The organism is Mycobacterium neglectum (assembly GCF_002591975.1).
In the GTDB taxonomy this organism is placed as follows: domain Bacteria; phylum Actinomycetota; class Actinomycetes; order Mycobacteriales; family Mycobacteriaceae; genus Mycobacterium; species Mycobacterium neglectum.
In genome coordinates, this window is record NZ_NVQE01000049.1 from 1 (window position 1) to 14,127 (window position 14,127).

Annotated in this window: 16 protein-coding genes and 1 tRNA gene; 9 read left to right on the forward strand and 8 right to left on the reverse strand. The window is 65.3% G+C overall.

Translation table 11 applies throughout. The features are described from left to right. Positions 1–214 precede the first annotated feature (214 nt). Positions 215–595 carry a hypothetical protein gene (locus CSQ99_RS26250; RefSeq protein ID WP_099041970.1) on the forward strand — a complete coding sequence of 127 codons (381 nt, stop codon included), beginning with the start codon at positions 215–217 and terminating at the stop codon, positions 593–595. A gap of 523 nt (positions 596–1,118) precedes the next feature. Here the strand turns inward: CSQ99_RS26250 and CSQ99_RS26255 are convergent. The 5 genes from CSQ99_RS26255 to CSQ99_RS26275 all read right to left on the reverse strand — a co-directional run bounded on the left by CSQ99_RS26255 (position 1,119) and on the right by CSQ99_RS26275 (position 3,810). Beyond that, entirely contained in the window at positions 1,119–1,421 is a 303-nt protein-coding gene (locus tag CSQ99_RS26255; protein ID WP_099041936.1) for a hypothetical protein, read from the reverse strand. Positions 1,422–1,510: 89 nt separating this feature from the next. Then, the gene (gene mscL, locus CSQ99_RS26260) at positions 1,511–1,969 is read right to left on the reverse strand and encodes a large-conductance mechanosensitive channel protein MscL (RefSeq protein WP_099041937.1); all 459 of its coding nucleotides are present in this window, start codon (positions 1,967–1,969) and stop codon (positions 1,511–1,513) included. Between the two features lie 84 nt (positions 1,970–2,053). Further along, entirely contained in the window at positions 2,054–2,716 is a 663-nt protein-coding gene (locus CSQ99_RS26265) for an SAF domain-containing protein (RefSeq protein ID WP_099041938.1), read from the reverse strand. A 61-nt stretch (positions 2,717–2,777) separates the two neighbouring features. Continuing rightward, on the reverse strand, positions 2,778–3,137 hold the full coding sequence (locus tag CSQ99_RS26270) for an FmdB family zinc ribbon protein (protein WP_099041939.1): 360 nt from the start codon (positions 3,135–3,137) through the stop codon (positions 2,778–2,780). 88 nt (positions 3,138–3,225) lie between these two features. Then, positions 3,226–3,810: a 5-formyltetrahydrofolate cyclo-ligase gene (locus CSQ99_RS26275; protein ID WP_099041940.1), complete on the reverse strand. Its 585-nt coding sequence runs from the start codon at positions 3,808–3,810 to the stop codon at positions 3,226–3,228. A gap of 63 nt (positions 3,811–3,873) precedes the next feature. On the opposite strand from CSQ99_RS26275, the gene CSQ99_RS26280 reads away from it, so the two are divergent. From CSQ99_RS26280 to CSQ99_RS26310, 7 genes are all read left to right on the forward strand, one after another. Continuing rightward, positions 3,874–4,785, forward strand: coding sequence for a UTP--glucose-1-phosphate uridylyltransferase (locus tag CSQ99_RS26280; RefSeq protein ID WP_099041941.1), 912 nt, complete (start codon positions 3,874–3,876; stop codon positions 4,783–4,785). Positions 4,786–4,822: 37 nt separating this feature from the next. Further along, on the forward strand, positions 4,823–6,109 hold the full coding sequence (gene glp / locus CSQ99_RS26285) for a molybdotransferase-like divisome protein Glp (protein WP_099041942.1): 1,287 nt from the start codon (positions 4,823–4,825) through the stop codon (positions 6,107–6,109). A gap of 20 nt (positions 6,110–6,129) precedes the next feature. After that, positions 6,130–6,783 carry a GNAT family N-acetyltransferase gene (locus CSQ99_RS26290; RefSeq protein WP_099041943.1) on the forward strand — a complete coding sequence of 218 codons (654 nt, stop codon included), beginning with the start codon at positions 6,130–6,132 and terminating at the stop codon, positions 6,781–6,783. Between the two features lie 234 nt (positions 6,784–7,017). Next, on the forward strand, positions 7,018–8,061 hold the full coding sequence (gene sepX / locus CSQ99_RS26295) for a divisome protein SepX/GlpR (RefSeq protein ID WP_099041944.1): 1,044 nt from the start codon (positions 7,018–7,020) through the stop codon (positions 8,059–8,061). A 53-nt stretch (positions 8,062–8,114) separates the two neighbouring features. Continuing rightward, a tRNA-Ala gene (locus tag CSQ99_RS26300) sits at positions 8,115–8,187 on the forward strand. A 148-nt stretch (positions 8,188–8,335) separates the two neighbouring features. Then, entirely contained in the window at positions 8,336–9,223 is an 888-nt protein-coding gene (locus CSQ99_RS26305) for an SDR family oxidoreductase (RefSeq protein WP_099041945.1), read from the forward strand. Positions 9,224–9,247: 24 nt separating this feature from the next. After that, a complete protein-coding gene (locus tag CSQ99_RS26310) occupies positions 9,248–10,171 on the forward strand; it encodes a DMT family transporter (RefSeq protein ID WP_099041946.1) in 924 nt (307 codons plus the stop codon). Here the strand turns inward: CSQ99_RS26310 and CSQ99_RS26315 are convergent. After that, positions 10,160–11,371, reverse strand: a complete 1,212-nt coding sequence (locus CSQ99_RS26315; RefSeq protein WP_099041947.1) for a thiolase family protein — start codon at positions 11,369–11,371, stop codon at positions 10,160–10,162. The genes CSQ99_RS26310 and CSQ99_RS26315 overlap by 12 nt on opposite strands. Next, a complete protein-coding gene (locus tag CSQ99_RS26320; protein ID WP_099041971.1) occupies positions 11,368–11,781 on the reverse strand; it encodes a Zn-ribbon domain-containing OB-fold protein in 414 nt (137 codons plus the stop codon). The genes CSQ99_RS26315 and CSQ99_RS26320 overlap by 4 nt, the downstream gene beginning before the upstream one ends. Before the next feature lie 142 nt (positions 11,782–11,923). Between CSQ99_RS26320 and CSQ99_RS26325 the strand changes: the two genes are divergently transcribed. After that, positions 11,924–13,306: a WS/DGAT/MGAT family O-acyltransferase gene (locus CSQ99_RS26325; protein ID WP_099041948.1), complete on the forward strand. Its 1,383-nt coding sequence runs from the start codon at positions 11,924–11,926 to the stop codon at positions 13,304–13,306. Here the strand turns inward: CSQ99_RS26325 and trhA are convergent, their stop codons facing one another. Further along, positions 13,307–14,029, reverse strand: coding sequence for a PAQR family membrane homeostasis protein TrhA (trhA, locus tag CSQ99_RS26330; protein WP_099041949.1), 723 nt, complete (start codon positions 14,027–14,029; stop codon positions 13,307–13,309). Positions 14,030–14,127: the final 98 nt, after the last annotated feature.

The following is a 14,127-nucleotide window of genomic DNA, read 5'->3' on the forward strand; positions in this document are numbered from 1 at the left end:
CAGTCACGGGCCCGGAGAGCCCATCCCCACCACGATCCCGCCCTCGCAAGCGACAGCACGCCAATTCTCGCGCCCTGGCCCGTCCCGCCGGCCAGTCTCAGAACCGCCTTGTTCAGCGCCCTCCTAGACACGCGCGTCTCAGGTTTCACTGTTAGTCTGTGAAGGCCTGAAAACATACATGGACCTGGGTCCCGACTTTCAAAGGGGAATGCTGATGGCAGCACACGCCAAAGCCCTCACTAGCAGTTCGAAGAAGCTGGGTATCGTGGGCCTCGGCTCGTTTGCCGTCGCTGCGGCTTTCATCGGTGTTGGCAGCGGAACGGCCAACGCCGATGTCGAGGAGATCTCACCCGGTCCGGTTGTGACCAGCCGGCAGGCTTCCCAGAACTCGGTCATCCGCATCAATGACTACGGTCTAGCGCGCGGCACTTCCGAGGCGCGTGTCGCAGACGCCGGCGAGATCAACGCGTTCGGAGTGCAGGGCAGCGAAATTGATTTGCCGGTCGTCCGTGACACCGTTAAGGCCGTCGTGGGCACCACCGCCTCGGCGTTCGAGGGTGAATGGCCCGTCGGCCCGGCAATCGGCGATTGGTGATCTGCAGAGTTTGAAAATTCCGTCCCCGGCGATCACGCCGGGGACGGAATTTTTTTCGGGCTTTGCTTCGTAAGGCATTGCGCCGCGGAGCCGTCCATTCAACTCCAGGAGCGGCTCGTACGAAGCCCACGAACTAGTCGCAGAGGTACCCGAGCCGTAGTCCACCGGCCCGAGCACCACAGTCATTTGGTGCGGTCATGGTGTTATCAAACACCGGCCCTGCCACGTTCTGCCCGTGTCCCGGCGTGGAGGGACTCAGCGGAGCCGCGCTGGCACCCCCAGCAAGTCCCAGGAATGCGAACGCCATGGCCCCCAAGGTAATTGCGTTCATGCGAGCTTCTTCATCGTTTTCCTCTCGGAGTTGCTTACATCACTGGCATGTAGTGCTGTCTGCCATCTGTTACAGATTCCGGTCGAGATTCATTCCCGCAAATGTGTTCCCAGGGGTCTCGATCAGGATCAATCAACGCTCGGACCGGCCACGAACAGTCGCGCGCACGGCGCGGGCGCACAGTTGGACGTCTCAGCGAGAGCAGTCGACCGTCACCGAAGCAGTCGGCCTGACGACAAACGGGTAGTAGTCGTCGTCGTAGTTAAGGATCGGCACCCAGTTGGGTGGTCCTTGCGACCTTCGCACGTTGGTCACCACGCACTTGTTCATCGATGCGGTGCCGATCCGGTCGATGCTGACCGAATAGCCCTGCTGCTGGAGGTCGGAGATGACTTCCTGCGCGCTCTTGGTGTCTGCGCCCGCGGAACCGGCCGCCATGGCGAGCACCCCGCCCACGGCTGAGACCAATACGACGATTGCCCGCACTCCGTTCATGACGGCACCTCACGTTGGTCGTTACGAGACGCCTCTAGCGTAGCCCCCGGCGCTGCGACTTTTGTTCCCGTTTTTCGCGGTCCGTGCGGCTAACTCCGGTCGGCGCTTGTCGTCTCGGCAGTATCCGGGCTCGGCCCGCTCCCTGGGCTTGCGGCGCGCCCGTCGGACGCTCCATCGCCGTCGGCAAGAATGTTGCGGATCTCGGTAAGCAGGCTGAGCTCGGTGTCCTGCGCCTGTTCGACCTCACCCTTCTTGCGCAGCCGGTTGTAGGGGAGGACGACCAAGAAATAGACCACCGCAGCGACGAGAATGAAGTTGATGAGTGCGGACAGCAGGATGTTCAGGTCGATGGCTTGGCCGCCGCCGATGTTTATCCGCAGGATGCCGTAGTCGGAATCGCCTCCCGCGCCGATGCGATTGATGAGTGGCTCGATGACGCTGTCGGTGAATTTCGTGACCAGCGCCGTGAACGCGGTACCGATGACCACCGCGACGGCCAGGTCGACGATGTTGCCCCGGGCGAGAAACTCCTTGAAGCCCTTCAACATGCTCTTCGCTTCCTTCCTGCACGTGGGTGTTCTGGCTGAGAGGCAACGTTAGTCAACTCGATGCTTGTTCGGACGATGTCCGGTTCAGTGGAAGGTGAGGGTGACCCTCTGCACGAGCGCCGCACCGGCCACCTCGTTGGCGTCCTGCGCCGGTAGGGCGACGAGCACCACTCGTTCGCCTCCGTTGCCCGCTCCTGACGGCGTTTGCGACACCAATACCACCACCGCGTCGGTTGCCACGACCTGCGGTTCGGTGCCGCCACCCACGCCGGCGTCGTCTCCGGCGCCGAGCACGTCGACCACATCCCCAGGACGGATCAGATCCAGCAGCGCCGTGTCGTCGAGATGTAGCGGAACGATGCGCGCATTCGGGCCCGCCGCCGACTCGGCCAGTCTCGGACCCAGCAGTCGAACATCGGTCAGTGCCTCGCCGCGGCGGGCCGGACCCGCGAGCGTCGCACCAACCACCACTGCGAGATCCCGTTGTGCGCCGTCGGGAACCGTTGTCGCCATGCGGGTTTCGAGACGGACATCGGCGGCGGTGAGTTCGATCCCTGGCGCCAGATCCCGGGCGGCGACGACGATGTCGGTCCGTTCGTGCGCCGGGTCGGGTCGAAGTGCCGCGACAGCGGCCAGGATGACGAGAGCGCCGGCTGCGAACCGCCGGGCCGCCGCGGTGCGCGACCAGTCAGGGCGTAGGCGACCAACGATCCGACTCAACGCCGACGGATTGAGCGATTCCCCCATACCGCCAAACTAGGCAGCAGCCGAGGGTTTTGGCGCGGGCTGATGCCGCGCCTGTGGATAACTAGTTCGTAGCCGCGGCGGCCGGCGCCGAACTCGAGGAGCTTGAGCTCGAACTCGAGGAGTCCGACTTCGAGTCGCTGGACGCAGTCGAGGCGGCTTTGTCCGACGACGAGGACTCCGCGCTGCTGGAGGAGCCATTCGACGACGTCGACGATGCTGAGGTCGACGATGAACTCTTGGCCGTTTCCCGGCTGTCGTTGCGATAGAAGCCGCTGCCCTTGAACACCACGCCTACGTTGCCGAACAGCTTGCGTAGGCGACCGCTGCACTTGGGGCAGGTAGTCAGCGCATCGTCGCTGAACGACTGCACCTCATCGAAGCGATTGCCGCAGTCGGTGCACGCATAGGAATACGTGGGCACGAAAACCTCCGAGATCGTCAAACTTCTTAGCACTCTACCGGCTCAAGTGCTAGAACCGCTACGTGGGCTCCGCCATTCCCGGCGACAGTCAGCCGAGTGTGACAAGCCCATTGTGCGGGGTCAGCGCGTGGGTCATGCGCACATCGTGCGGTTCGGCGGGCAGGCGGTCGACGAGTTCGTCGTCGCGCACGACGGCGATGAGTCGCGCTGCCGCATCGGCCAGGGGCAGGGAACGGTCATAGAACCCCGCTCCGCGGCCCAGCCGGACCCCTGCGTGGTCGACCGCGAGTGCCGGCACGAGGATCACCGATGCCTCCGCTATCGCGTCGGCCCCGAGCCGCGGTGGCGCAGGCTCCTGCAGTCCATGCCGCGCTCCGATCAGCTCGCCGGGGCGGTACTCGCCCCACTGCAGCGGCTCCGGGGCGCCCGTGGTCTCAGTGCTGCCGGTGACCGGCAGCAGCACCCGCACGCCGCGGCGGCGCAGTGAATCGATCACCTCGAGGGATCCGGGCTCGGACCCGACCGGTACGTATGCGCACACGGTCTGGGCGTCGGTGACCAGCGCCGCAAGGTGGTTTGCGAGCGCCTGCGCCTCGCGGTCGTGCTCTTCAAACGACAGCGCGCGGCGAGTCAGCAGTATCGCCTCGCGCAGTTCGGCTTTTGTTCGCTGCAACGCATCGCCTCCAAACCGGACCTTGGGGGGTTCTGCCGACCTAAGGACATTAATGTGTGAACAATGACACGGCCCGAGGTACCGATTCCGCGCACCGCGGTCGTCCCTGCGGCAGGTTTGGGCACGCGGTTCCTGCCCGCGACGAAGACCGTGCCGAAAGAACTGTTGCCCGTCGTGGACACCCCGGGCATCGAACTGGTAGCCGCGGAGGCGGCGGAAGCCGGTGCCGAGCGGCTCGTCATCGTGACCTCCGAGGGCAAGGACGGGGTGGTCGCCCACTTCGTCCAGGACCTCGTGCTCGAGGGCACGCTGGAAGCACGTGGCAAGCACGTGATGCTGGAGAAGGTGCGCCGCGCAACGGCGCTCATCAAGGTCGAGTCGGTGATCCAGGCCGAACCCCTGGGTCTCGGCCACGCCGTCGGCTGCGTAGAGAGCGTCCTGAACGACGACGACGACGCAATCGCTGTGCTGCTGCCCGACGACCTTGTGCTGCCCACCGGTGTGCTGGAGACGATGTCGAAAGTGCGTGCCAAGCGCGGCGGTTCGGTGCTGTGTGCGATCGAGGTGCCTCGCGACGAAATCAGCGCATACGGCGTCTTCGACGTCGAACCCGTCACCGATACCAACAATCCGAACGTGATGCGCGTCAAGGGCATGTTCGAGAAACCGAAGGCGGAGGACGCGCCGTCGCCCTATGCCGCCGCAGGCCGCTACGTGCTCGACCGCGCGATCTTCGGCGCGCTCAAGCGGGTTCCGCGGGGAGCGGGCGGCGAGATCCAGTTGACCGACGCGATAGCTCTGCTAATCAACGAAGGGCATCCGGTCCACGTCGTCGTGCATCGCGGTTCTCGACACGACCTCGGAAATCCCGGCGGCTACCTCAAGGCTGCGGTTGACTTTGCGTTGGAGCGCGACGACTACGGGCCCGAGCTACGGCGGTGGCTGGTGGAGCGCTTGGGGCTGATCGATTGCTGACTCGCAGCGATCGCCCCGACACCGAGAAAGGCAACTTGTGCGGTCGGTTGAGGAGCAGCAGGCTCGGGTAGCCGCTGCCGCGGTGGCCCCCAGACCGGTCAGGGTGGCGATCGCCGAGGCGCAGGGCTTGATGTGCGCCGAAGAGGTGGTCACCGAGCGACCCCTGCCGGGGTTCGATCAGGCCGCCATCGACGGTTATGCGGTCCGCAGCGTGGACGTGCTCGGCGTGGGAACCGGCGACGAGGACGATGGCGGCGACAGCGACGTTAGAGCCGCGACAGGCTCCGACGGTGAGGTGAGCCTGCCGGTGATCGGCTCGATCGAAGCCGGCGCGCGAACTCCCAGCCGGCTGCAGCCACGCCAGGCCGCGCGGGTCCAAACCGGCGCGCCGATGCCGACGCTCGCCGACGCGGTGCTTCCGCTGCGATGGACCGACGGCGGTGACGCGCGGGTGACGGTGCTGCGTGGTGTGCGCTCGGGCGCCTATGTCCGCAGGACGGGTGACGACGTCCAGCCGGGGGACGTGGCCGTGCGGGCGGGGGCGATCATCGGCCCCGCTCAGGTGGGATTGCTGGCCGCGGTCGGACGGGACCGCGTGCTCGTGCACCCGAAGCCACGGCTGTCGGTGCTGTGCGTTGGCGGCGAACTCGTCGACATCTCCCGCACGCCGGGGAACGGACAGGTCTACGACGTGAACTCCTACGCGCTGGCCGCGGCGGGCCGTGACGCGGGCGCCGAGGTCAACCGCGTCGGCATCGTCGATACGGACCCCAAGGCGCTGCGCGACGTCGTGGAGGGTCAGATCAATCGGGCCGAGGCGGTGGTGATCGCGGGCGCGGTCGGCGGGGCCGCGGCCGAGGGGGTTCGGGCCGTACTCGCGGAGCTCGGCGAGATGGAGGTGGCGCGCATCGCCATGCATCCCGGTTCGGTTCAGGGCTTCGGTCAGCTGGGACGAGACGGTGTTCCGGTGTTCCTGCTGCCGGCCAACCCGGTCAGCGCGCTGGTGGTCTTCGAGGTGATGGTGCGGCCGCTGATCCGGCTGTCGTTGGGTAAACGACAGGCACACCGACGGATCGTGCAAGCGCGCACCCTGTCGCCGATCGGCTCGGTGGCCGGTCGCAAGGGCTTCCTGCGCGGACAGCTGATGCGCGATCAGGACACCGGCGAATACCTGGTGCAGGCGCTTGGCGGTGTGCCCGGCGCGCCGTCGCATCTGCTAGCGACGCTGGCTGAGGCAAACTGTTTGGTCGTCGTTCCCAGCGAGGCCGAGCAGATCCGCACGGGCGAGATCGTCGACGTCGCATTCCTGGCCCAGCGCGGCTGATCGACTCCGGGCACACCGTCATGAACCTATGGCGTTCGAGTTCCATGCATCCGGGGTGGCCGTCGCCTGCCGGTCCGCTGCGGGTGCCCGCCGGCGTGGTGCGGTTGCGGCCGGTGCGGCTGCGCGACGGGCCGCAGTGGAGTCGTCTCAGATTGTCCGATCAGGCTCACCTGGAACCGTGGGAACCCTCCAATGGCTCGGATTGGGAAGTGCGGCATGCCATTACGTCATGGCCATCCGTGTGCTCCGGCCTGCGGTCGGAGGCGCGCAAGGGTCGGATGTTGGCATACGTGATCGAGCTTGACGGACAGTTCGTCGGCCAGCTGACGATCGGCAACGTGACGCACGGCGCGCTGCGGTCGGCGTGGATCGGGTACTGGGTGGCCAGCTCCGCGACGGGTGGTGGTGTCGCGACAGCCGCGCTGGCGTTGGGCGTGGATCACAGTTTCGGCGCAGTGCGGCTGCATCGCGTCGAAGCGACAGTGCGTCCGGAAAACGCGGCGAGCCGCGCCGTGCTGGCAAAGGTCGGCTTTCGCGAGGAGGGCCTGCTGCGGCGCTATCTCGAGGTGGACGGCGCATGGCGTGATCACCTGCTGGTGGCCATCACCATCGAGGAACTCAACGGCTCGGCGTCGTCTGTCCTGGTGCGTCAGGGCCATGCGAGCTGGACGTAAGGTGCCCGCTGGCCTCTGTCCCGAGTGTGCGTCCTCATACGCCGACCCCGGCGCGTTGCGGACGAAACCGCGCACTCGGCGGGTCTCGAATATGAGTCAATCTGTTGCAAAAGTGACACGTGTGACTGTTGGTGCTTGTCAGCAGCGAATTACAGGTGTGTAATTGTCTCGGCGCGCCATCCACGGATGCGCAGGTCACCAGACCTAGCCTTATCGGGGAAAGGAGCAGGCGACATGCCAAGCATCCCCCAATCCCTCCTGTGGATCTCTCTCGTCGTTCTCTGGCTGTTCGTGCTCGTTCCAATGCTGATCAGCAAGCGAGACGCAGTGCGCCGCACCAGTGACGTGGCGTTGGCGACTCGGGTTCTCAACGACAGCAGAACACGGCTGCTGCGGCGCAAGTCGCCTGCGGCCGGTCATGCCAGCGACCCGGACTGGCGGCCATCCGACGAGGATGTCGACGGAGACCTCGACGACGATGCCGAAGAGGCCCCGGCGCGACGGTCGGTTGTGCGGGTCGCCGCCGTGGATATCGAGCAGGACGAGGACCCGGGCTACCTCGACGTGGATGTGATCGAAGAGGCCTCCGGTGCACTACCGGTAGGGGCATCGGCGCGCACCGGGACAGCAGCGGAGAGCCAAACCGATGAGCTGGCACTGGATTTCGGCGGCACTGCTGACGAGGCACCCGCTCCGGAAGTAGCCGAAGAAACCGAAGAGGAAGAGAGCGAACCCGAACCCGACGGTTCCGACGACGAATACGACGACGAGTACGAGTACGTCGCAGATTCCTCGGGTCTGGAAGCGCCGTCGGACACCGAACTGCAGCTGGCCGATTCGCTGAGCGCCGCGCGCAGACGCCGGCACGAGTCGAAGACCGGGGCTGCGGTCAGTGCCCGCAAGTACAAGTTCCGCAAGCGGATGTTGACCGTCATGGCGGTAGTGGTCGTCGCCGCGCTCGCCGCGGCATACACGCTGTCGCCGGTCATGTGGTGGGTGAGCGCCGTCGTCAGCGCGGTGACGCTGTTCTACCTGGGCTATCTACGACGTCAGACGCGCATCGAGGAGCGGCTGCGGCGCCGTCGGGCCCAGCGGATGGCCCGGTCACGGCTCGGGGTGGAGAACACCGACGACAGGGAATTCGACGTCGTGCCGTCACGGCTGCGGCGGCCGGGTTCGGTGGTGCTCGAGATCGATGATGAGGATCCGATCTTCGAGCACCTGGACTACGCACCGTTCGCGCGCGAGTTCGACCTTCCGCGCGCGGCGGGTCAGTAGCCTCGCGGTTTCGACCGGCGGGCCGCGACTGGTAGCCTGTGCTACCGGTATCAGGGGCTATGGCGCAGTTGGTAGCGCGTCTCGTTCGCATCGAGAAGGTCAGGGGTTCGAATCCCCTTAGCTCCACAATTTTTGAGCAGGCGAGGGCAGTCGCGCACTAGTGCAGGTGGGCCGGTATGTCGGCCAATTCGCAATTTGCTGCGGGCACGGTCGCAGCGCCATAGATTGTGCCTGGCAGCGGCCAGTCTCTGCGCTGACCGGACGGGGTGGGGCTGTGGTTCCGAACATCAAGAGGGCGATGCGCCTGGCCGGGATGCGTCCGATGCCCCGTTGGCCGGTCCCGGCGACCGTGGACTTGCGCGGCAAGCGGATTCTGTTGACCGGCGCATCGTCGGGCATTGGTGCCGTTGCTGCGGAGAAGTTCGCCGCCCAGGGTGCATCGGTGATCGCGGTGGCCCGCCGGGCAAGCCTGCTGGCCGAGGTCGTCGACCGGATTACCGCGAGCGGCGGCAACGCCACCGCGATTCGTGCTGACCTAGCCGATCTCGATCAGGTCGACATGGTGGTCGCGCAGGTCGGCCCCGTCGACATCTTGATCAACAACGCGGCCAGGTCGATTCGCAGGCCGCTGGCCGAATCGCTGGACCGATGGCACGACGTCGAGCGAGTGATGGCGCTGAACTACTTCGCGCCCCTGCGGCTCATCCGTGGCCTGGCCCCAGGAATGATCGAACGCGGCGACGGGCACATCATCAACATCGCCACCTGGCGAGTGCTGCCCGAATCGTCCCCGATGTTCGCCGCTTACAACGCATCCAAGGCGGCGCTGAGCGCCGTCAGTCGCGTCATCGACACCGAGTGGGGGAACGCGGGTGTCCACTCCACGACCATCTACTACCCATTGGTCGCGACGCCGATGATCGCCCCGACCCGCGCCTACCAAGGAGTTGCGGCGCTGGGCGCCGACGAGGCCGCCGACTGGATGGTGACCGCCGCGAGCACCAGACCGATCCGCATCGCGCCCCGCAAGGCGCTCGCGCTACGTGCACTCGACGTCGTTGCGCCGCGCATGCTCAACAACATCCTGGAACGCGAGACCAACCGGATGAACGCCAGGACCGCCACGCCTGAGTTGACCGAGCCCGCGCTCGGCGGCCAGTGACCCCAGGCTCTGAAGAAATGTCACATGAGTGATCTGGAGCGTTCCGGCATCGGCGTGGGTCGCAGGCCGGAGAACCTCATCCTTGGGGCACTGCTTACCACGGCCGCATTCTTCTGCGTGGCGCTCGTAGGCAGCCTCGCAAAGGTGTCCGGACAGTACACATCGACGGGCGTACTGCTGCTGTTCCAGAACGCGATATGCCTGCTGTTCGTGATGCCGGTCGCGCTGCGCGGCGGCCGGTCGTCATTGCGGACCGACAAGATCGGTCTGCACATTCTGCGAGCGGCAACCGGGACGGCATGCTGGTATGCCCTGTTCTTCGCGATCACCCAGATACCTCTGGCGAACGCCACGCTGCTGACCTACAGCGCGCCACTGTGGATGCCGCTGATCGCCTGGGTGGTCACACGCCAACGAATATCGAGAATGACCTGGATCAGCGCCGGCATCGGCTTCGCCGGAATATTGCTGGTGTTGCAGCCACAAGGCCACAGCTTCAACGTCGGCGAGTTGTCCGCGTTGGCAGGTGCGCTCTTCCTGGCCGTCGCCATGATGTCGGTCCGTTGGCTCGGTGCCACCGAGCCGATGATCAGGGTGCTCTTCTACTACTTCCTGCTCGCGACCGTGCTGTCAGTTCCCATCGCCGTGCTCGACTGGCGACCTGTTCAAGCGTCGGCATGGACGTGGTTGGTCGGGCTTGGATTCGCGCAACTGTTCTCGCAGATCCTCATCGTGGTCGCCTACCGCTACGCCCCGGCAGAGAAAGTCGGGCCGTTCATCTACACCGTTATTGTGTTCACCGCGCTGATCGACTGGATCGTCTGGGACCACCGGCCAACGCTCGTCACCTATTTCGGCATGGCCCTCGTCATCGGCGGCGGCCTGGTTGCCGTGCGGGCCAGACCCGCGAGCGCCGGATCCGCGACCGCCAGGGCTTCACGCGGCTGATCTCTCCAGGATATGGACGCCGCAGGCGGATCCCAGTCCGATGACGTGGGCAAGACCGACTCGCGCATTCGCGATCTGGCGGTCGCCTGCCTCGCCGCGCAGGTGGTGGCAGATCTCCCAGACGTTGGCGATTCCGGTGGCCGCAATGGGATGACCCTTGGACTCCAACCCGCCCGACACGTTCACCGGTGTCGAGCCGTCCCGCCACGTGGCACCGGAATTGAAGAAGTCTGCTGCGCCGCCCTCTTCGCACAGCATCAGGTTGTCGTAGTGCACCAGTTCGGCCGTGGCAAAGCAGTCATGTAACTCGACGAGATCGAGCTCGCTCGGAGCCACGCCGGATTGCTCGTAAGCGATGGCGGCGGCCTTGCGGGTCAGCGAGTTGACGTTCGGCAGAACCTGGCAGCCCTCTTCGTACGGATCGGTGGTCAGCACCGACGCCGACACCTTCACGGCGCGTCGCTGCTGTTCGAGCGAAAGAGACTTCAGCGTCGCGCCGTTGCACACGACCGCGGCAGCAGCGCCGTCACAGTTCGCCGAGCACATCGGACGGGTGTTGGGGTACGCGATCATCACGTCGTTCATGATCTGGTCCAGTGTGAACCGCTTCTGGTAGGACGCAAGCGGATTCAGGGTCGAGTGCGCGTGGTTCTTCTCGCTGATCTTGGCGAACAACTCGAAACTGGTGCCGCCGTACTTGTGGCCGTACTCCATGCCGATCTGGGCGAAGACCCCTGGCATGGTCTCGGTGCCGATCCTGCCGTCGATCGGGGCGACCGCGCCGTAGCGGCCGGAAGGAGTCCAGGTGTCGGCGTCCTTCTTCTTCGATCCTCCGCCGCCGAGCAGGCCTGCGCCGGACAGCTTCTCGACTCCGACGGCCAATCCGTAGTCGACTTCGCCAGCCTTTACCGCCATGATGGCGGTCCGCAGTGCGGTGGCGCCGGTGGCGCATGCGTTGGCGACGTTGTACACGGGAATTCCGGTCTGGCCGATCTGCTTCTGAAGTTGTTGTCCGATACCGGCACTCGCGTTCATCAAGTTGCCCGCCGCGATCACTCCGATATCCGCCATCGTGACGCCGGCATCCGATAGCGCTCCCGTCGCGGCCTGCGCCGCCAGGTCGATCGTGTCGAGATCGGGATGCTTGCCGAACTTGGTCATCTGAATGCCGAGGATCCAGACTTCATCGCTGGCGCTCATCGTTGCTCCTTCGTGTCAGAGACGGGCTCGAAGCCGAACCCGATCGCTTCGGTGCCTTCGGAGTCGGTGCCGATCGAATGGGTGGCGAGCCGCACTTTCATGCCGTCGTGGACGTGCTCGGCGTCGGGCTCGACGTTGATTAGGTTGGCGCGAACCTGGGTCCCGCCGCAATCGACGACCGCGGCGACGAACGGGGTGGGAATCCCCGGTGCCGCGAAGGCGACGATCGTGAATGCGCGCACGGTGCCCTCGGTCGCGATCGGCACCGTCGTGAAGTCGGTGGCAAAACAGTTGGCGCACGCGTTGCGCCGGTCGAAGTAGCGAGCGCCGCACCCTGTGCATTCCTGGGCGACCAGATGTGGTTCGTTGTCGAGCACCAGATAGTCGACCAAGGGTATTCGCCCCGCCATGCGCACCTCCATCGTCAGTGAGGTCGACGTTAGTCTGCGACCTTTGTCCAGTTGAACAGGCATCGTTTGCGCCTCGGCCGAATGGGGCATACGACCCGCTGCTGTCGTGTAGAAGCACGCGACAAGGTGGGGGCCTGTGGGCATGGAACGACTCAGCGGATATGACGCGTTCTTCCTGGAGCTGGAGTCGAGCACTCAGCCAGTCAATGTGTGTTGTCTGCTCGAGGTCGACACCCACACGATGCCCGGTGGTTACACATTCGACCGGTTCGCAGACGCGCTCGCCGTCCAAGTCGATTCGGTCCCCGAATTCCGTATGAAGCTGGCCGACAGCCAGCTGAACCTCGCATATCCCGTCTGGGTCGAGGAGGAGAACTTCCGACTCGATCGCCACCTCAACCGTGCCTGCCTGCCACGGCCTGCCGGGCGGACCGAACTCGCGGAGGTATGCGCGCACATCGCCGCGTTGCCGCTGGAGCGTTCCCACCCGCTCTGGGAGATGTGGGTGATCGAGAGTCCGGATGACTCCGACGCGCTGGCGGTGATGTTGAAGTCGCACCATGCAGCACTCGATGGGGTGGCCGGAGCGGACCTCATGTTCCAGCTGTGCAGTCTCGATGTCGATCCGCCGGCGCCTGCGCCGGTCGACGGTCCTGGTGCTACGAACCGCATCGAGATCGCTGCCTCGGGGTTCGTCGATTTCTTACGTCGCCCACAGCGGATGGTGACGTTGATTCCCGATACGGCCATGACCGTCGCGCGCACCGTGGCGCGCGCAATCAGTGGGCGGGCTATGGCGCCTCCGTTCGCGGCGCCATCGACCGTCTTCAACGCACCGTTCACGTGCCGTCGCAATATCGCGTTCACCCAGGTCGACCTGTTGGACGTCAAGAAGGTCAAGGACCGGTTCGGTATCACCGTCAATGATGTGGTGACGGCAATGTGCTCGGGAGCCTTGCGGCAGTTCCTGCTTGACCGCGACGAAATGCCCGACGCACCCTTGATCGCAACCGTGCCGATGTCTGTGCGCGCGAAGTCCAACCGACCCGGCCGAAACCAGACGACGTGGATGTTCTGCCGTTTGGCGACCGACATCGAAGATCCGCGGGAGCGGCTCGGCGTCGTTGCCGAAAGCGCCGCGCTCGCCAAGGAACATGGTTCGGCGATGTCCCCGACCCTCCTGCAGGACTGGGCTGAGATGGCGGGACAGGCGCTCAACGCCGTGATGAGACTGGTGCGCAACATGCCGCTGCCCGAGCGGCCGGTACACAACCTCGTGCTGTCCAACGTCGCCGGTCCGCAGGAGCGGTTGTATCTCCTCGGTTGTGAAATCAATGCGCTATATCCGTTTGGACCGATCGTGATCGGGGCCGGGCTGAACATCACGGTGATGTCCTTGGACGGCAAGCTCGGGATCGGCGTGATTTCGTGTCCCGATCTTGTCGACGATGTCTGGGATCTCGTCGATGCGTTTCCGGGCGTCCTTGATGAACTGCTGCAGCTCGACGTCGCCGCCGCACTCTGATTACAAGACGACGAACCAGACGGCGACGTAGTGACTGATGGCCGCGGCTGCGGTGAAGGCGTGGAAGAACTCGTGATAGCCGAAAGTATGCGGCCACGGATTGGGCCAGCGAATGGCGTAGAGGATCGCGCCGACGTTGTAGAGGACGCCGCCAAGTACGAGCAGGAACACGACGATCGGACCGCCGCCGTCGAGGAGGGTTCCGGCAAACCAGATCGCCGCGTAGCCGAGCAGGAGGTATAGCGGCACGCCCACCCATCTGGGCGCCGACGGCCACCACATCTTGAGCGCGACGCCGGCAGCAGCGCCGATCCAGACGATGGTCAGCACTTCGGCTCCGGTGCGCGGCGGCATGGCCAGGAGCGCGAACGGTGTGTAGCTGCCGGCGATGAAGATGAAGATCGCGGAGTGGTCGAGACGCTTCATCCATTTCAGCGCCACCGGGTTGTGCCAGTGCTTGCGGTGATAGATCGCGCTGACGCTGAACATTGCCACGATGGTGATGGTGTAGATCAGCGTCGCAAGGACCGCCCTCGGCGTCGACGCGATCGCGGCCACCGATACGAGTGCCAATCCGCCCACCGTGGCGGTGACCGCGGAGATCAGATGAATCCAGCCGCGGGCGCGTGGCCGTCCGATGAGGTCGGCGACGGTGTCGGCCAGACCCTGGGGCAGGTCGTCGACAACCGGGGCTGGTGGGCCGGGAATCTCAGAAACCGCCATCGGGCCTATTCGGCCTGATGGTAGGTGGTACTCGTTGTCGGTAAGCGCGATCTGGGCCTCTCCTCGGTGCGTCGAGCCGAAATGGCAGACCGCGACGA